Below are 15,498 nucleotides of genomic sequence, written 5' to 3'. Positions count from 1 at the left end.
TTTCTTACTTTACAACTTTTAAAAGTTCTTTTTCCGCCACTACTTTTCTTAATCCAGAACTTGAGAAACGGTGATCTCTTGAGTTATAATACAATTCAATTCCTTTTTCTTCACAATATTTTCTTCCTGTGAAGTTTTTATCTTGATACTCTACTCCCAAAATGCGAACATCAATCTTGAAAGAACGTAAAACATCTTCCAAATCTTGTTCTGTCGCATAAGGCACAATTTCATCTACGAATTTGCATCCTTTTAATTGAATGTAGCGTTCTACAACAGTTTGTGTTGGTTTGTTTTTTTCAGGACGATCCAATGTCGGATCCGTCTGTAAACCTACAATCAAATAATCACAATGTTGTTTTGCATCTTCTAACATTTTGATATGCCCAGCATGGAGCAAATCAAATGCACTAAATGTAATTCCTATTTTCATAGTATGTTTTTAGTTTAGTTTCTTAAGTTATTGTTTAGTCTTCGCTGGAACGATTATAATCATCTTCAATTCGAATTATGTCCTCTTCCCCAAAATATGTACCATGTTGTACTTCGATGAAAATCAAGACCTCATTTCCGATGTTTTGAATACGATGCTTTGCTTTCAATGGAATAACCACCACTTCGCCAGCATTATATTCATATTCTTTATCATCAAGCGTCACCAAAGCTTTTCCTTGAACAATTGTCCAAACTTCGGCACGATGATTATGGTATTGGTAAGACAAACGTCCACCAACATTTACTTCTATGCGTTTTAATTTATATATCTCGGTATCTTCTAATACATAGTAAGTACCCCAAGGTCTTTTTCCTATTTCCATCTTTTATGCAATTTACTGAATATTTCGATATACATATTCAAAATATTCCATTAATAAATTGTTTCCTTTGTCAAAAAAAAAACCCCAAACATACGCTTGAGGTTTTAAAATGTGGTGCCTCCAGGAATCGAACCAGGGACACAAGGATTTTCAGTCCTTTGCTCTACCAACTGAGCTAAGGCACCGCTCATTTTGGAATGCAAATATAAGAAGGTTTATTTCTTATTTCCAAAATAAATTTATTTATTTTTTTAAATTTATTCAAAACAATTGATTTTTATTGAGTTATTTTTATAAAAAATTTCTAACTGCTAATAAAATGGATTGGTCAACAACTATTTTTCAAGTTTGGAGCTTTATCAAAGATTGGTATTGGATTCCATTATCTTTTTTATATGTCATAGTTATTATTACCATTTTAATTGAAAACAGAAATCCAACAAAAACAATTGCTTGGATATTAGTGATTGTTTTTCTTCCCGTAATTGGATTCATCATTTACTTTTTCTTTGGTCAAAAATTTAAAAAAGATTTATATTTTAAACGTATAGATAAAAGTCATCAAAAAATTATTGGAGAAAAATGGCAAGAAATGGATAAAATTATCCAAGAAGATTTGATACGAGTTAAAGACAAAATAGGTTCTCTTTCTCAGGTTTATCGTTATCTAAATAATGCGCGAGTTGCTCCTCCATCAACCAAAAATAAAGTGAAATTATTGATAAACGGAGAAGAAAAATTTCCTTTATTTATTGAAGCACTAAAATCTGCAAAGCATCATATTCATCTCGAATATTATATTTTTGATGAAGATAAAATTGGTAATGAAATTATCTCCATTTTAGAAAAAAAAGCAAAAGAAGGTGTTGAAATACGTCTAACCACAGATGATTTTGGTTCTCCAAAATTAAATAAACATCAAAAAAGATTTGAAGGAACTGGAATTGAATATCAAACGTTTCTTCCTGTTCGTTTTTCGTCTTTAGCCAATTCAAACTATCGTAATCATAGAAAAATTTTGATTGTAGATGGTCAAAAAGCATTTATTGGTGGCATTAATATTAGTGATAAATACATCAATCAGAATGGAGAAAAAAGTCCGAATAACGAAGTTTATTGGCGTGACACATCCGTTATGATAGAAGGTGAAGCGATTAATAATTTGCAATTGCATTTTTACTTAAATTGGATGATGACAGAAGGAAATAAATTTAATATTTCTGACCCCAATTATTTTTTCGATTCAAAAAACACGAATTTTGACGATATGGCGACTGTAAGTTATGGTCTTTCTTCGCCAGGTAGTGACGTACATTCGGCAATGGAAGCCATGATTTTGGCGATTACCTTAGCACAAAAAAAAGTACAATTGTGCACGCCTTATTTTATTCCAAGCGATGAATTTAAAACAGCCTTGATGATTGCGGTTTCTGCTGGTGTAGAAGTCGAATTGATTATTCCTAAAAAAGGCGATTCTATCATCGTACAACAAGCTTCATTGTCATTCCTAAAACCTCTAATGAAGAGAGGTGTAAAAGTTTATCTCTATGAAAAAGGATTTATTCACTCAAAAACAATTACTGTTGATGATAAATTGGCTTTTATTGGAACTGTAAATTTAGATTTTAGAAGTTTTATGATCAACTTTGAAATTACTTCAGTTATTGAGAACGATATTTTATTGAATGAAATGAATACGAATTTTGAAATAGATCGAAATAATTCAGAATTATTAAACATCGAAAAATGGGAAAACAAACCATGGTATAATCGTGCATTTGCTTCGGTTTGTAGGTTATTAGCACCGATATTGTAATCGTTTATTATATTTACTTTAATAAAAAAAAAATGCTTTGCTATCAATAGGAAAAATTGCTTTAGGATTTATTTTCGTAAGTTTCGATTTTAATGATTTCTGAAATCTTCGATTTCCTTTCTGATATCTTCATATCGTCTTCTCAAATCATCTGAAATTGTATTTGGTAAATTTTTAACTCTTTTCAATTGAAATGAAATAAAAATTGCAAATATACCTGATGAAATGATAGCTAAACCAAGCCACATAACAGCTGTTAATCCTGCTAATTGTGGATTTGAAATTAATATAATCGAAATAATTAATCCAATAATTGCGAAAAATAAAGAGAATCCCCAATCTTTAACACCATAGTTTTTAAGTTCAAAAGCATAACTAATTCCCGAAATTGAACGGAATAGCACTAAGAATCCTACATAAAATGCAAAAACTTCTAAACTTAGAATAGGATTAATCACTAACATAAATCCTATAATAGCAGTGATAATTCCAAAAGCTAATGTCCAACCCCAACTATCTATTTCATCTTTATTTGAAAGTGAAAAAACAATTTCAGAAATTCCAGAGAATAAAAATGATACAGCAAAAAACACTGAAAGTGCAACATAAGAAGCTAAAGGAGAGACAAAAGTGTAAATTCCTAATCCAACAAATAATAATCCTATGATTAATAAAATCCACCAATATTTGATAGAATTCTTGATTGATTTGTAAAAAGTACGAGCCATTTTAAATATAGATTTTAAATTATAAAACTATAATTTTAAGAAATTCTCCAAAAAGGAGCATTGTTTTTTGCATAATTTATAATCATCCAAGATTGTTTAAAAATGAAGATTTATTTCATATATAAATAAAAACAAAATAGCCTTAACTTTGAAGTTCGCTTAAAAATCAACGAAAATGAAGTATGGAATAGAAGCGGCTTCTATCTACGTTCCGCATATATATTTACCAATTAAAGATTTGGCAATTAAACGCAATATTGATCCTGATAAACTTGAAATTGGATTAGGTTTAAAGAAAATGGCTGTTTTAGATGCTCACGAAGATACTGCAACTATTGCTGCGAATACTTTATTGAAATTAATTATTGATTTTAACATCAATCCGAACGAAATTGGACGAATTTATTTAGGAACAGAAAGTGCATTGGATGGTGCTAAACCAACGGCTACTTATGCCGTTCAGTTAGTAGAATCTGTTTTAGAAAATCAATTTGGAGAACGACCTTTCAAACACACAGATGTTGTAGATATGACGTTTGCTTGTGTTGGAGGCGTTGATGCTTTACACAATTCTATTGACTATGTTCGAGTAAATCCAGCTAAAAAAGCAATTGTTATCGCGGCAGATTATGCAAAGTATGGATTAGAATCGACAGGAGAATATACACAAGGCGCTGGTGCTGTTGCAATGTTGATTTCGAATCAACCTGATTTGATCGCATTTGATAATAATTGGGGAATTGGAATGGAATCTGTTTTCGATTTCTTTAAACCTCATCAAGCGACTTCGAATAGAAATATTTTAAATGCATTAGAAACAACAAAATCTGAAATTGAGATTTTCTCTGATGAACCTGTTTTTGACGGTCAATATTCTAACGAATGTTATAAAAACAGAGTAAGAGAAGCCTATTTTAATTTTAAAGATCAAACAAATGTTGAAGGAAAATTGTATGAAAACTGGCGATATATTGCCTTTCATTTACCTTATGCATTTCAAGGAAAAAGAATGTTTTCGGATGTTTTTGCTTTAGAAAATGGTCAAGATAATTCGAATGATAATTTAAAAATAATTTCAAAATCGGATGAATATAAAGCGTTAATCAAAGAAAAAGTAGAGCCAACTCAACGTGCTTCTTCTGAGATCGGAAATATGTATACTGCTTCAATTTTCACTGCATTTTTATCGGCTTTACAAGTTAGTACTGATAACAATGAAGATTTAACAGGAAAAACAGTAGGTTTTATTTCTTACGGTTCTGGTTCAAAATCTAAAGTTTTCCAAGGAAAAATTGGGGAAGGTTGGAAAGATGTAATGAATAAAGTTGATTTGTTTAATTATTTGAATCAAAGAGAAGCTATTTCATTTGAACAATACGAGGATTTGCATAATAAAAATCAGAAAACTTCAATTAATGCTTCAAAAGGGTTTGCTTTAGACCGCATTGAAACTGAAATTCCCGATTTGAAAGGTGCAAGATATTATACATTTAAAGGATAAAAACATAAAAAAATCGCTCAAATGAGCGATTTTTTTTTATACTATTTTCAATTTCCATTTCCCTCGTTTAAAAAGTATAAATGCTAAAATTGCAATAAATGTTTCAGCAACAGGAATTGCTATAAAAACACCTTCTTCTCTCAAATCGAAATGGTAAGACAATATATACGCTAATGGAATTTGAAACAACCAAAATCCAACAAAATTAATAATGGTTGGCGTCATCGTATCACCAGCACCGTTAAACGCATTCATCATCACCATTCCAATTCCATACAAAAGAAAACCACTTGCCAAAATATACATTCCTTCCTTTGCAACAAGTTTAATAGACTCTTCTGTTGTAAATATTGAAACTAAATAATTGCTCAAACCATAAAAAACTATGCTTATTATTAGCATATAAATAATATTAAATTTCATGGTCATTAAAACCGATTTTTCTGCTTTTTCGGGATCTCTATTTCCTAAATTTTGTCCTACCAACGTTGCTGCTGCATTACTTAATCCCCAAGCAGGCAACATAAAAAACATCATTAATCGCAATGCAGTTTGATAACCTGACGAAGCTATTTCTCCTCCTGTTTGTGCAACAATCCGTGCTAAAATTATCCAACTACAACTTGCTATAACATATTGAACAATTGCAGGAATAGCAATTCGTAAAATATTGAGAATTAAATTAGATTTTGGCACAAAATAAGACCATTTGATTTGAATTAATGAGTCTTTTTTCTTTAAATAATACAGCTGATAGACAACCCCACAACTTCTACCGATTGCTGTTGATAATGCTGCTCCTTCTAATCCCATTTCTGGAAAAAAGAACCAACCACGAACAAGAATTGGACACAAAATAATATTGATCCCGTTTGCTAACCATAAACTTTTCATGGCAATTGCGGCATTTCCTGCACCACGAAAAATTCCATTTATTAAGAATAGAAGGACAATACTTAAACAACTCACCATCATAATCTTGGTAAAGTTTTTACCATATTCGGCTGCTTCTTCAGAAGAGCCCATCCAAATCAATAAATCTTTAGAATAAATAAATCCGAAAACACTTAATAAAATGGTAATCAATATGGATAATAAAATTGCTTGCGAAGCACTTTCAGATGCTTTTATAGGATTTTTCTCGCCAATTCTCCGTGCAATAATAGCGGTTGCAGCCATGCTTATTCCAATCGAAATCGAATAAACTATTGTTAATAATGATTCGGTTAGTCCTACTGTTTGTATCGCAAAAGCGCTTTCTTTTAAATGACCTACAAAATATAAATCAACCAAGGCAAAAACAGATTCCATCACCATTTCGAACATCATCGGAATAGCCAATAAGAATACAGATCTACGAATTGGAATTGCAGTTAAATCTAAATTTTCGCTTGAAAAAGATTGCTTAATCAACAAGAAAACGGACCTAATTTTAGCTGTTAAAGACTTTTCTAAAGTCATTTTTTAGGTTTTATGAATGAAAAATAATTGATAAAAAATTAAATCAAAATGAATTTAACGTAAAGTTGCCGCGAAAAGTTAAGTATCCATTTAAAAATAGGTGAGGATTTTGCACAAATTTAAATCATTTTTTTCAATACCAATTTATCTTTTTGGTTTTATTATCTTTACCAAAACAGCTATTATATAGAGAAATGAAAAAAACTGCTTTTATTTTATTTAATGTTGCCCTTATGGTAGGAGTGAATGCACAGAGTTACAAAAAAAAATACCCAGACACGAAAAAAATTAATCATGTTGACACGTATTTTGGAGAAGAAGTACAAGATCCATATCGTTGGTTAGAAGATGATTTGTCTGATGACACAAAAAAATGGGTGATTGAACAAAATAAAGCGACTTATGCTTATTTGAATGAGATTCCGTTACGCACGCAATTGAAAAAATCGTTGACAGATATCTGGAATTACGAAAAAATATCTACGCCTTTCAAAGAAGGTGATTATACCTACTATTATAAAAATGATGGTTTGCAACAGCATTCTGTTTTGTACCGTAAATTAGGAGAAAATGGAGCAGAAGAAGTTTTCTTAGATCCAAATAAATTCTCAAAAGATGGTTCTGTTTCTTTAGCAGATGTAAGTTTTTCGAAAGACGGAAGCTTAGTTGCCTATTCTATTTCAGAAGGTGGATCGGATTGGAGAAAAGTGATTGTTTTAAATGCGAAAGATAAAACACAAGTTGGAGAAACTTTGATTGATGTTAAATTCTCTGGTACAGCTTGGAAAGGAAACGAAGGTTTCTATTATTCTTCTTATGATAAACCAAAAGGATCTGAATTATCAGAAAAAACAGATCAGCATAAATTATATTACCACAAATTAGGAACAGCTCAGAAAAAAGATCAATTAATTTTTGGAGGAGCAGAAATGCCTCGTCGTTACGTTGGTGCTTATTTGACTGATGATGAACGCTACTTAATCATTACAGCTGCAAACTCGACAACAGGAAATGAGTTGTACTATCAAGATTTATCAACAACCAATTCTCCAATTGTAAACATTGTAAATAATTTTGAGACAAATACTTCTGTAATCGACAATGATGGAGAAACGTTCTATTTATTTACAAATAATAAAGCACCTAACAACAAGGTTGTAAAAGCTACAATCTCAGATTTGAGTGAGCCTGCTTGGCAAACGGTTATTCCTGAAACAGAAAATGTATTATCCGTTTCTACAGGAGGAGGGTATTTATTTGCGAAATACTTAAAAGATGCTATTTCTGTTGTTGAACAATATAAATATGATGGAACCAAAGTTCGTCAAATTACATTACCTGGAGTTGGTACTGCATCAGGATTTGGAGGAAAAAAATCAGAGAAAGAAATTTATTTCGGTTTCTCAAATTATATCACACCATCAACAAGTTATAAATTTAATGTAGAAACAGGTTCTTCTGATGTTTACATCAAACCAAATGTAAAATTTAATTCGGATGATTATATTTCGGAACAAGTATTCTATGCGTCAAAAGATGGCACAAAAGTTCCGATGATTATTACATACAAGAAAGGATTAAAGAAAAATGGTAAAAACCCAACAATCGTTTATGGATATGGTGGCTTCAATATTAGTTTAACACCTGGTTTTAGTCCTGCAACTGCTGCTTGGATTGAAAATGGCGGTATTTATGCTGTTCCAAATTTACGCGGAGGTGGAGAATATGGTAAAAAATGGCACGATGGTGGACGTCAGTTCAATAAATTGAATGTTTTTAACGATTTTATCGCTGCTGCCGAATATTTACAAACAAACAATTATACGTCGCCAGATTACACTGCATTATCAGGGGGATCTAACGGAGGTTTATTGGTTGGAGCTACAGAAACCATAAATCCTAAAATTGCTAAAGTTGCTTTGCCTGCTGTTGGAGTTTTAGATATGTTGCGTTACCACACATTTACTGCTGGAGCAGGTTGGGGATATGATTACGGAACTGCTGATGATAGCAAAGAGATGTTTGATTATCTGAAAGCATATTCACCTGTTCACAATGTTAAAGAAGGAACATGTTATCCCGCAACTTTGGTTACGACTGGAGATCACGATGACCGTGTAGTTCCTGCGCATTCATATAAATTTGCAGCAGAATTACAAAAGAAACAAGCTTGTGATAATCCTGTATTAATCAGAATCGAAACTAAAGCTGGTCACGGAGCAGGTCGTTCGACAGAAGTTGTAATTAACGAAACAGCTGATAAATATGCATTCACATTGTGGAACATGGGAATCAAAAAATTGAAGTAATAAAATCAATTTAATAACTCAAAAATCCATCTGATTATTCAGGTGGATTTTTTAATTTTATCCAAAATATAATCGAATGAAAAAATTATTTACTCTACTTATCTTATGTTCAACCTTTTCTTTTGGACAATATATTTCTAAAGCGAAAATAATTTCAAATCAAACGAATAATACTTTTGAGATTAGGGACGTAAGCTATATTAATGATGGAAAAGGAATTCAATTTAAAACAGATTTATCTAAAAATACGTTCGCAATTGTTCGACTAAAAGATTTTAAATTAATCTTTGATAATGAAGATTACTCAAAGAATATTCCGCAAATTAAAGGCGTTTTTAACCAAAAAGAATTCTCTTATCCCGATGGTTTATATTTAACAAAGGATGATTTTATTTCGAAAAAGACAGAAGATAGATTATTTGAGATGAAACCAAATCTTTATGCTGATTTGTTTGAACAGTCAGCAGATTTAGTAAACTTTTATGATAAAAACGGGAAATTTCCTGAATATCAACAACGAGATTATTTCGCAATTGTTAAAAATGGGGATATTTATTTTAACGTAAAAGAAATTAAAAAGATAGCTAAGGAGAAAAAGATTTTGTTGGCAAAAGAAATTCCTAATTTTGCTTATTAAGAGTAAAAGCAGGTTCAGATCATCATTTATATATGGAATTACCAAGATCTCAACAGAATAATGGTTATTTAATGATGTTTGGAATGGCAGGAGCAATTGCTTCGACCATGATTAATACAACTGATTCTAAAGAAGAATATTCCGAAAATTATATAAATCTTGTAAAGGAAGGAATTATCACTCTTAATCCTAACGATTATAAAGGAATTATATTCAATACTAAAAATAAAGAATTTGAAATACTATCGAATTGTTCTGATTTGAGTAATTATTCAACTCGATATAATAATTCAATGCTTAATTTAGATTGTAAATCACATTATTCTATAGATAAACAAAGAGAAATATTAAATAACCTTTAATAAGTACAAAATGAACACAAAAGCATACGCAGCATTTAACGAAACAGATGCATTAGGACCACACACAATAGAACGTCGCACATTATCTCCAAAAGATGTTTTTATAGATATTGATTATTGTGGTGTTTGTCACAGCGATATTCATACAGTAAAAGGGGATTGGGGAAAACCAAATTATCCCGTTGTTCCTGGTCACGAAATTATTGGTCGTGTCAAAGAAATCGGTTCTGAAGTAACCAAATTCAAAGTTGGAGATTTAGTTGGAGTTGGTTGTATGGTTGAATCTTGTCAACATTGTCATCCTTGTGACGAAGGTTTAGAACAATATTGTGAAAATGGATCAACAGGTACGTACAATTCTAAAAATTCTAAACATGGTGGAATTACCTACGGAGGTTATTCAGAAAACATTGTGGTAGAAGAAAACTTTGTTCTTCATATCCCAGAAAATATTGATGTAAAAGCTGCTGCACCCTTATTGTGTGCTGGTATTACAACTTGGTCGCCTTTGCGTCATTGGAATGTAAAAGCTGGCGATAAAGTTGGTGTAGTTGGACTTGGAGGTTTAGGTCACATGGGGGTTAAATTTGCTAAAGCAATGGGTGCTCATGTAGTGATGATTACCACTTCTGAATCAAAAGGGGAAGATGCAAAAAAATTAGGCGCAGATGAAGTTCTTATTTCAAAAGATGCTGACCAAATGAAAGCACAACGAAATACCTTTGATTTCTTATTGAATACAATACCGGTGAAACATGATGTCAATCCATATTTAGCTTTACTTAAGCTTGACAAAACAATGTGTATGGTAGGTGCGATAGAACCTTTGGATGCAGTTCATGGTGGATTATTAATTATGAAACGTCGTAATTTAACGGGTTCATTAATTGGCGGAATCAAAGAAACACAAGAAATGTTAGATTTTTGCGGTGAACATAACATTGTTTCGGATGTAGAAATGATCGATATTCAAAATATTAATACCGCTTACGAACGTATGATGAAGTCTGATGTCAAATATCGCTTTGTGATTGACATTAAATCATTAAAAGAATCTTAGAATCTAACGTTATAAAAAAAATCCGCTCAATGTAGCGGATTTTTTTATATTAAGTCTACGAGTTTCACTTCAAGACAGAATCTTTAGAAACTTCTGTTTTATTCACAGTTTTTGAAGAATCTACAGTAACTCCTTCTACAGAATCGGCAGACGGTACTTCGATTATTGATGAATCTACATTTTCTGGTGTAGTAACTTCTGGCTGAGAAGCTTCTTTTTTACAAGAAATTGCAGTAAAAGTGAATGCTGCAAACGCAAATAACGCTAATTTTTTCATTTGATTTTTATTTAATTTATTCTGCAAATTATTTTTTCTCAGTTGTTGTAGTTGTAGTTGTTTCAACTTTTATAGAATCATTAATCACAACTGAATCTTTTCCAATTGTATCAACTTTAATTGAATCTTCTAATGTTGTAATGGTATCATTTTTCACATCAGTTTCTGTTTTTATTTCTTTCGATCCAAACAAATGACAAGAAGATAAACCCACCGCAGTCCCGAATACTCCTAATACAATTACGTTTAATGCTAATTTTTTCATAACTTTAATTTTTTAAATGTTTTAATTGATTTTAGATTGAAATGATATGTTGTATCATTTTGTTGAACCAAAGTTAATCTCAAATCAACGTTTTTTTCATGCAAGATGCTTGTAAGACAATTGTAATCGATCAAATAAAAATTCAACAAATGTTTTACAATAGAAAAAATCATTTAACAAGTCATTAATAAAGAAATTCGACGAATCATATCAAAAAAATTATTTTATTTGTACTTGTATTAAAACAAGATTTGTAAAATATATTTTATTTTACAAGTTACTAAAAACCAATCTTTTAAATTTTAATTTTTGAGCAAATTTACAGATATAGAAATTTTCGAAATTCTAAAAAAAACGATTGCAACTCGATTTTTAGAAGATAATTCTGCTCAATCCGAAAATATCTCTGATTGGAAAGGTCAAGAAATTACGACTTTCCAAGATGACTTATTCAATAAAACCCGATCAACTGTAAGTGAAAAGTGGTTTTATACTTATTTTAAGTCAGATTTCAAGAAGCTTCCACGTATTGATATGCTCAATCTTTTGGCGCAATATTGTGGATTCAAGAATTGGGCGCATTTTGTTCAAATTCAAAAGAACGAACATTTTGGAACTCATAAAACAGAGGAAATACTGATTGATACAGAAGAAATCGAAAATTTATCCCAAGAAAATATTCCTTCGGACGAAGTAGAAAAAGATACACAACAACAAGTTAAACAACAAGCTGAAAAAGAATTAAGTCCAATACAAGCTATTGAGAAGAAACCAAAACTAAAACTGATTTCAATTATAGCTTCTGTAATTCTTTTGTTATGTGGTATTGGTGTGGCTGTTTATTATTCATTTTTTGGACAACGCGAATATGAATTTTGTTTTGTTGATTCGGATAGGCAAACAACCATCAATAACTCTGTCGAAGTGACAATTATAAGAGAAGGATTTACGCCCTTGTATCTATCAACAAAAACAGGTTGTATTAAATTCGAATCTCAAAAAGATACGATCAAAATGTTTGTGACTTCACCTTATTATAAACAAGATACGTTTAAGGTTAATTTACATCAATATAATCAACCCGAAAAGTTATTATTAGAACCTGATGATTATAAAATTATGCTGTATTATTATTCGAATTCAGCAAAAGATTTAAAACAGCGAATTTCTAAATTAAACCAGATGATTTCTGATAATGCGTTGATTTATCAAGTATATGATAATGATTTTTTCGGTGTAGAAATTCTTTCGAAACAACAGTATATCAATTTGGTTACAATGCCTACGACTTCGTTAAAGAACTTTTCTTTAATCGAATCAGAAAGTAAAAAAGGTAAAATTGTTAAATTAAAATTTAAAATCCAGCAAGATGAGAACGATAAGTAAAGTAGTTCATTTTAGCATTATTTTGCTAATGAGTGTTTGGATTATATTTTCGTGTAAAGACGATAAATATAAAGGTGATTACAACCCAGAAGCGATAAAAGGTTACAAAAACGAAGCTTCTACTGTGAGCAGTAAAATGGATTCTGTTGAAGCTGTAAATTTTATTGCAAAACAGAAATTACGTGAGTTTTACGAACTTTCGGCACTGGCTTCTAATACAAGCGACACCGTTGTTGACAGTTTGTTAAGAGATCAATTATTGTCTTATTTCCCGCAAAAAGATACAACAGAAATTTATGCATTACTAAGAGATTTAGCCGATAAAAAAGTAACGATAACTTCTGTTTCTAAGTTTGCAATTCTACCTCAAGACTCTGTTACGCCAGATTCTGTGAAAAGAATTGCTTATTCAGTGAATTATTTTAACTCGAACAAAAAATTAATCGAAACCAATAATCGTACAGGAATTTTTGTGATAAAACAGAAGCCTATCCAATTTAAACGAGAATTTAAATTCTATTTTAGAACTTTAAATGATAAAAAAGACTCGATTCAGAAAGATTCAATTCCTTCGGGAGTAATACAAAAATCAAGTGGAAAATCGCCAGAATAAGCGTCTTCAATAATTTCAATAGGTCTAAAATAAGTTAGACCTATTTTTTTGGAATCAGGTCTACATCTTGCTAAGAACTTATCGTAATATCCTCCTCCATATCCAACTCGATTCCCATTTTTATCTGCAACAAACATTGGAATAAAAACGACATCAATCGTAAAAGCATCGACTTCTGTATATTGAACTGGTTCTGGAATTTGAAGTGAGTTTAATTTAGTTTCAACATCTTTTTCAACCTTACAATTCAACATATCATCACCAACAACCAAAGGTAAAATTACATCTTTATCCTGCTGAAATAACCAATCAATAATTGGATAAGTATTGATTTCGTTGTTTTTTTCGATGGGTAAAAAAAGATGAAACGACTTAGATCCAGAAAAATCGAAGGTTTTGATATACTCAAAAATTTGTTCGCTCAACTTATTTACTTCTTCTTTTGAGAAAGATTTTCTCAACGATCGATAGTATTTTCTTGCTTCAGCTTTTGTCATTTTTAGGCGTATTTCAGACGAAGTTAAGAAATAATTGATAGGTTAAGAAAGTAGAGAGTTTTAAAAAGTTTCAACTATTTAAAAAAAACTAAAACAATAATAAAACATACAATTGCTATAAAAAGCAATAAATTAATAGGTTTTATTTTCATTTTGCTAAATACAGACTTTTTGTAAGTCTTATGAATCCTCTTAGGCTTTGACATTATTTGTTAGATTTGTTATATAAAATATGTAGAAAAGGTTGCTTTATAAAATGAGGGAAAACGTAATTCAATTGTAAAACACTATATATCAAAACAATAAAATACGTTTATTTTTTTTTTGAAAACAATTATTAAAACGTTTTAACTAATTTTTTTCATACGTTTTGAAGCTTCATCTAACCAAGGTTGATAGTTACAATGTTTTTTTATTGCCTGATAAATTGCTTCGCTATTCGGATCATTTGGGTCAAGTTCGTAGATTAATGAATTAATGAATCCTTTTTTGATGGATGGACTTTTTATGTTTTCTAACAAACTATCTGCAGAAAATCCTTGATACAATTTTTCTTGTAAACTCGTCAAAACAATGTTGCGATAACTCTGATAAGTTTTATAATCTTCGTCATTATCCAAATCAATCTTCTCTAATTCGGACAAAAAATTAACGGGTAATTGCTCCGATGCTGGATTGTAGTACGTATAAGAATCCTTGTACATATACAATAAATTGATAAAATCGTAATTCAGATTTGTTTTCTCAGTTCTAATAAATGACGAGTTCACCTTCAATTTTTCTAAATCTTCAAACACTTTTTGATGAAAATTTTTGATTTGATTTTTAAAATATGGAGGGGTTAATTGAAACAATTCTATATTATCAGTCAAAAACTTATCCGTTTTAAAACTTTTTTCAATTAAATAATTGTTTCGATTTTTTCCTTTTCCTGAGAATTTAAAGTGATTCTCAATTTGATTCAAATCTGCATCTAAAATCAGACTATCTCCCGGAACTAAGTAAATTGTAAACTCTTCTCGATCAATTGAAAGTGTTTTATAGCCTTCATCTACCAATTGAAGTGTATCCGAAAAATTTCCATCATAATCTAATGCAAATGCTTTTTCGCGATTATTCAATAAGAGGTAAATACTATCCGTTTGTGCATTGGCAATTCGTCCACTAAAGTGGATCATTTCACCATTTTCTTTTTGAGGTGAACAACTATAAACTGTTATTAAAAGTAGCAGAAAAAATCTCCACAACATCTTCATTTTCATCTTTCTCTCTGTCTTACAAAAGTAGAAAATTATTCTTCGTTTTGATGAATTTCAAAGAAAGAATCTACCTTAAAATTGGCTGAATCATTTGCCGCAGCAACAGCCAATTTATCTGCTTCCTCGTTCCAATGATGTCCAGCATGACCTTTTATCCATTGAAATTTGACACGATGAATTTTGTACACATCCAAAAAACGTCGCCACAAATCTGAATTCTTTTTTCCTTTAAAATTCTTTTGTACCCAACCAAAAACCCAACGTTTTTCTACTGCATCAACGACATATTTAGAATCGGTTATAATCGTAATCTCCGTATTGGTAAATTTTAACGTTTCTAAAGCGGTAATCACAGCTAATAATTCCATTCGATTATTTGTCGTTAATCGAAAACCTTGAGAAATTTCTTTTTTAATTTTTTTCTCAGTTTCTAATAAAATACAACCAAATCCTCCTGGGCCTGGATTTCCCAACGAAGAACCATCTGTATACGCTACAATTGCCATAGT

17 protein-coding genes and 1 tRNA gene are annotated in these 15,498 nt (G+C 30.7%); 8 read left to right on the top strand and 10 right to left on the bottom strand.

Annotation, left to right across the window (positions count from 1 at the left end; translation table 11 throughout):
• Positions 1-4: 4 nt before the first annotated feature.
• The 3 genes from HX088_RS02125 to HX088_RS02115 all read right to left on the bottom strand — a co-directional run bounded on the left by HX088_RS02125 (position 5) and on the right by HX088_RS02115 (position 1,003).
• Complete coding sequence (locus HX088_RS02125; RefSeq protein ID WP_171623780.1) at positions 5-433, bottom strand: adenylyltransferase/cytidyltransferase family protein; 429 nt, start codon at positions 431-433, stop codon at positions 5-7.
• 34 nt (positions 434-467) lie between these two features.
• A complete protein-coding gene (locus HX088_RS02120; RefSeq protein ID WP_171623779.1) occupies positions 468-818 on the bottom strand; it encodes a phosphomannose isomerase type II C-terminal cupin domain in 351 nt (116 codons plus the stop codon).
• Between the two features lie 112 nt (positions 819-930).
• Positions 931-1,003 (bottom strand) — tRNA-Phe (locus HX088_RS02115).
• Between the two features lie 134 nt (positions 1,004-1,137).
• Here HX088_RS02115 and cls point away from each other — a divergent pair.
• Entirely contained in the window at positions 1,138-2,634 is a 1,497-nt protein-coding gene (gene cls, locus HX088_RS02110; protein WP_260541609.1) for a cardiolipin synthase, read from the top strand.
• A gap of 89 nt (positions 2,635-2,723) precedes the next feature.
• Here the strand turns inward: cls and HX088_RS02105 are convergent, their stop codons facing one another.
• Positions 2,724-3,362 carry an HdeD family acid-resistance protein gene (locus HX088_RS02105; protein WP_286483215.1) on the bottom strand — a complete coding sequence of 213 codons (639 nt, stop codon included), beginning with the start codon at positions 3,360-3,362 and terminating at the stop codon, positions 2,724-2,726.
• A 175-nt stretch (positions 3,363-3,537) separates the two neighbouring features.
• On the opposite strand from HX088_RS02105, the gene HX088_RS02100 reads away from it, so the two are divergent.
• Positions 3,538-4,863, top strand: coding sequence for a hydroxymethylglutaryl-CoA synthase family protein (locus HX088_RS02100; protein ID WP_260541607.1), 1,326 nt, complete (start codon positions 3,538-3,540; stop codon positions 4,861-4,863).
• A gap of 36 nt (positions 4,864-4,899) precedes the next feature.
• Here the strand turns inward: HX088_RS02100 and HX088_RS02095 are convergent, their stop codons facing one another.
• Positions 4,900-6,324, bottom strand: coding sequence for an MATE family efflux transporter (locus tag HX088_RS02095; protein WP_171623978.1), 1,425 nt, complete (start codon positions 6,322-6,324; stop codon positions 4,900-4,902).
• A 194-nt stretch (positions 6,325-6,518) separates the two neighbouring features.
• Here HX088_RS02095 and HX088_RS02090 point away from each other — a divergent pair, with 194 nt between their 5' ends.
• The 4 genes from HX088_RS02090 to HX088_RS02075 all read left to right on the top strand — a co-directional run bounded on the left by HX088_RS02090 (position 6,519) and on the right by HX088_RS02075 (position 10,692).
• The gene (locus HX088_RS02090; protein WP_225542478.1) at positions 6,519-8,633 is read left to right on the top strand and encodes a prolyl oligopeptidase family serine peptidase; all 2,115 of its coding nucleotides are present in this window, start codon (positions 6,519-6,521) and stop codon (positions 8,631-8,633) included.
• 76 nt (positions 8,634-8,709) lie between these two features.
• Positions 8,710-9,270, top strand: a complete 561-nt coding sequence (locus HX088_RS02085) for a hypothetical protein (protein ID WP_286483214.1) — start codon at positions 8,710-8,712, stop codon at positions 9,268-9,270.
• A gap of 32 nt (positions 9,271-9,302) precedes the next feature.
• A complete protein-coding gene (locus tag HX088_RS02080; protein ID WP_286483213.1) occupies positions 9,303-9,632 on the top strand; it encodes a hypothetical protein in 330 nt (109 codons plus the stop codon).
• Between the two features lie 10 nt (positions 9,633-9,642).
• Positions 9,643-10,692: an NAD(P)-dependent alcohol dehydrogenase gene (locus HX088_RS02075; protein WP_286483212.1), complete on the top strand. Its 1,050-nt coding sequence runs from the start codon at positions 9,643-9,645 to the stop codon at positions 10,690-10,692.
• A 64-nt stretch (positions 10,693-10,756) separates the two neighbouring features.
• Here HX088_RS02075 and HX088_RS02070 read toward each other — a convergent pair whose 3' ends face one another.
• Together HX088_RS02070 and HX088_RS02065 are read right to left on the bottom strand one after the other, a co-directional pair.
• Complete coding sequence (locus HX088_RS02070) at positions 10,757-10,969, bottom strand: hypothetical protein (RefSeq protein WP_284582987.1); 213 nt, start codon at positions 10,967-10,969, stop codon at positions 10,757-10,759.
• 28 nt (positions 10,970-10,997) lie between these two features.
• Positions 10,998-11,234, bottom strand: coding sequence for a hypothetical protein (locus tag HX088_RS02065; RefSeq protein ID WP_171623906.1), 237 nt, complete (start codon positions 11,232-11,234; stop codon positions 10,998-11,000).
• 309 nt (positions 11,235-11,543) lie between these two features.
• On the opposite strand from HX088_RS02065, the gene HX088_RS02060 reads away from it, so the two are divergent.
• On the top strand, positions 11,544-12,620 hold the full coding sequence (locus tag HX088_RS02060) for a flagellar basal body-associated FliL family protein (protein ID WP_286483211.1): 1,077 nt from the start codon (positions 11,544-11,546) through the stop codon (positions 12,618-12,620).
• Positions 12,604-13,233, top strand: coding sequence for a hypothetical protein (locus tag HX088_RS02055; protein ID WP_260541598.1), 630 nt, complete (start codon positions 12,604-12,606; stop codon positions 13,231-13,233). Before HX088_RS02060 ends, HX088_RS02055 begins: the two co-directional genes overlap by 17 nt.
• Here HX088_RS02055 and HX088_RS02050 read toward each other — a convergent pair.
• From HX088_RS02050 to rnhA, 3 genes are all read right to left on the bottom strand, one after another.
• Positions 13,173-13,730, bottom strand: a complete 558-nt coding sequence (locus HX088_RS02050; RefSeq protein WP_260541596.1) for a 5-formyltetrahydrofolate cyclo-ligase — start codon at positions 13,728-13,730, stop codon at positions 13,173-13,175. The two genes, HX088_RS02055 and HX088_RS02050, sit on opposite strands and share 61 nt — an antisense overlap.
• Before the next feature lie 347 nt (positions 13,731-14,077).
• A complete protein-coding gene (locus HX088_RS02045) occupies positions 14,078-14,908 on the bottom strand; it encodes a hypothetical protein (RefSeq protein WP_284582984.1) in 831 nt (276 codons plus the stop codon).
• Positions 14,909-15,021: 113 nt separating this feature from the next.
• A complete protein-coding gene (gene rnhA / locus HX088_RS02040; RefSeq protein WP_284582983.1) occupies positions 15,022-15,495 on the bottom strand; it encodes a ribonuclease HI in 474 nt (157 codons plus the stop codon).
• Positions 15,496-15,498: the final 3 nt, after the last annotated feature.

Source organism: Empedobacter sp. 225-1 (assembly GCF_030328185.1).
Taxonomy (GTDB): domain Bacteria; phylum Bacteroidota; class Bacteroidia; order Flavobacteriales; family Weeksellaceae; genus Empedobacter; species Empedobacter stercoris.
This window is presented reverse-complemented; position numbering and strand designations above follow the sequence as displayed.

Excerpts from the sequence above, each read along its gene's own strand:
- HX088_RS02125 (WP_171623780.1), bottom strand. The coding sequence starts at position 433 with ATGAAAATAGGAATTACATTTAGTGCATTTGATTTGCTCCATGCTGGG.
- HX088_RS02120 (WP_171623779.1), bottom strand. The coding sequence starts at position 818 with ATGGAAATAGGAAAAAGACCTTGGGGTACTTACTATGTATTAGAAGAT.
- cls (WP_260541609.1), top strand. The coding sequence starts at position 1,138 with ATGGATTGGTCAACAACTATTTTTCAAGTTTGGAGCTTTATCAAAGAT.
- HX088_RS02105 (WP_286483215.1), bottom strand. The coding sequence starts at position 3,362 with ATGGCTCGTACTTTTTACAAATCAATCAAGAATTCTATCAAATATTGG.
- HX088_RS02100 (WP_260541607.1), top strand. The coding sequence starts at position 3,538 with ATGAAGTATGGAATAGAAGCGGCTTCTATCTACGTTCCGCATATATAT.
- HX088_RS02095 (WP_171623978.1), bottom strand. The coding sequence starts at position 6,324 with ATGACTTTAGAAAAGTCTTTAACAGCTAAAATTAGGTCCGTTTTCTTG.
- HX088_RS02090 (WP_225542478.1), top strand. The coding sequence starts at position 6,519 with ATGAAAAAAACTGCTTTTATTTTATTTAATGTTGCCCTTATGGTAGGA.
- HX088_RS02085 (WP_286483214.1), top strand. The coding sequence starts at position 8,710 with ATGAAAAAATTATTTACTCTACTTATCTTATGTTCAACCTTTTCTTTT.
- HX088_RS02080 (WP_286483213.1), top strand. The coding sequence starts at position 9,303 with ATGGAATTACCAAGATCTCAACAGAATAATGGTTATTTAATGATGTTT.
- HX088_RS02075 (WP_286483212.1), top strand. The coding sequence starts at position 9,643 with ATGAACACAAAAGCATACGCAGCATTTAACGAAACAGATGCATTAGGA.
- HX088_RS02070 (WP_284582987.1), bottom strand. The coding sequence starts at position 10,969 with ATGAAAAAATTAGCGTTATTTGCGTTTGCAGCATTCACTTTTACTGCA.
- HX088_RS02065 (WP_171623906.1), bottom strand. The coding sequence starts at position 11,234 with ATGAAAAAATTAGCATTAAACGTAATTGTATTAGGAGTATTCGGGACT.
- HX088_RS02055 (WP_260541598.1), top strand. The coding sequence starts at position 12,604 with ATGAGAACGATAAGTAAAGTAGTTCATTTTAGCATTATTTTGCTAATG.
- HX088_RS02050 (WP_260541596.1), bottom strand. The coding sequence starts at position 13,730 with ATGACAAAAGCTGAAGCAAGAAAATACTATCGATCGTTGAGAAAATCT.
- HX088_RS02045 (WP_284582984.1), bottom strand. The coding sequence starts at position 14,908 with ATGATCCACTTTAGTGGACGAATTGCCAATGCACAAACGGATAGTATT.
- rnhA (WP_284582983.1), bottom strand. The coding sequence starts at position 15,495 with ATGGCAATTGTAGCGTATACAGATGGTTCTTCGTTGGGAAATCCAGGC.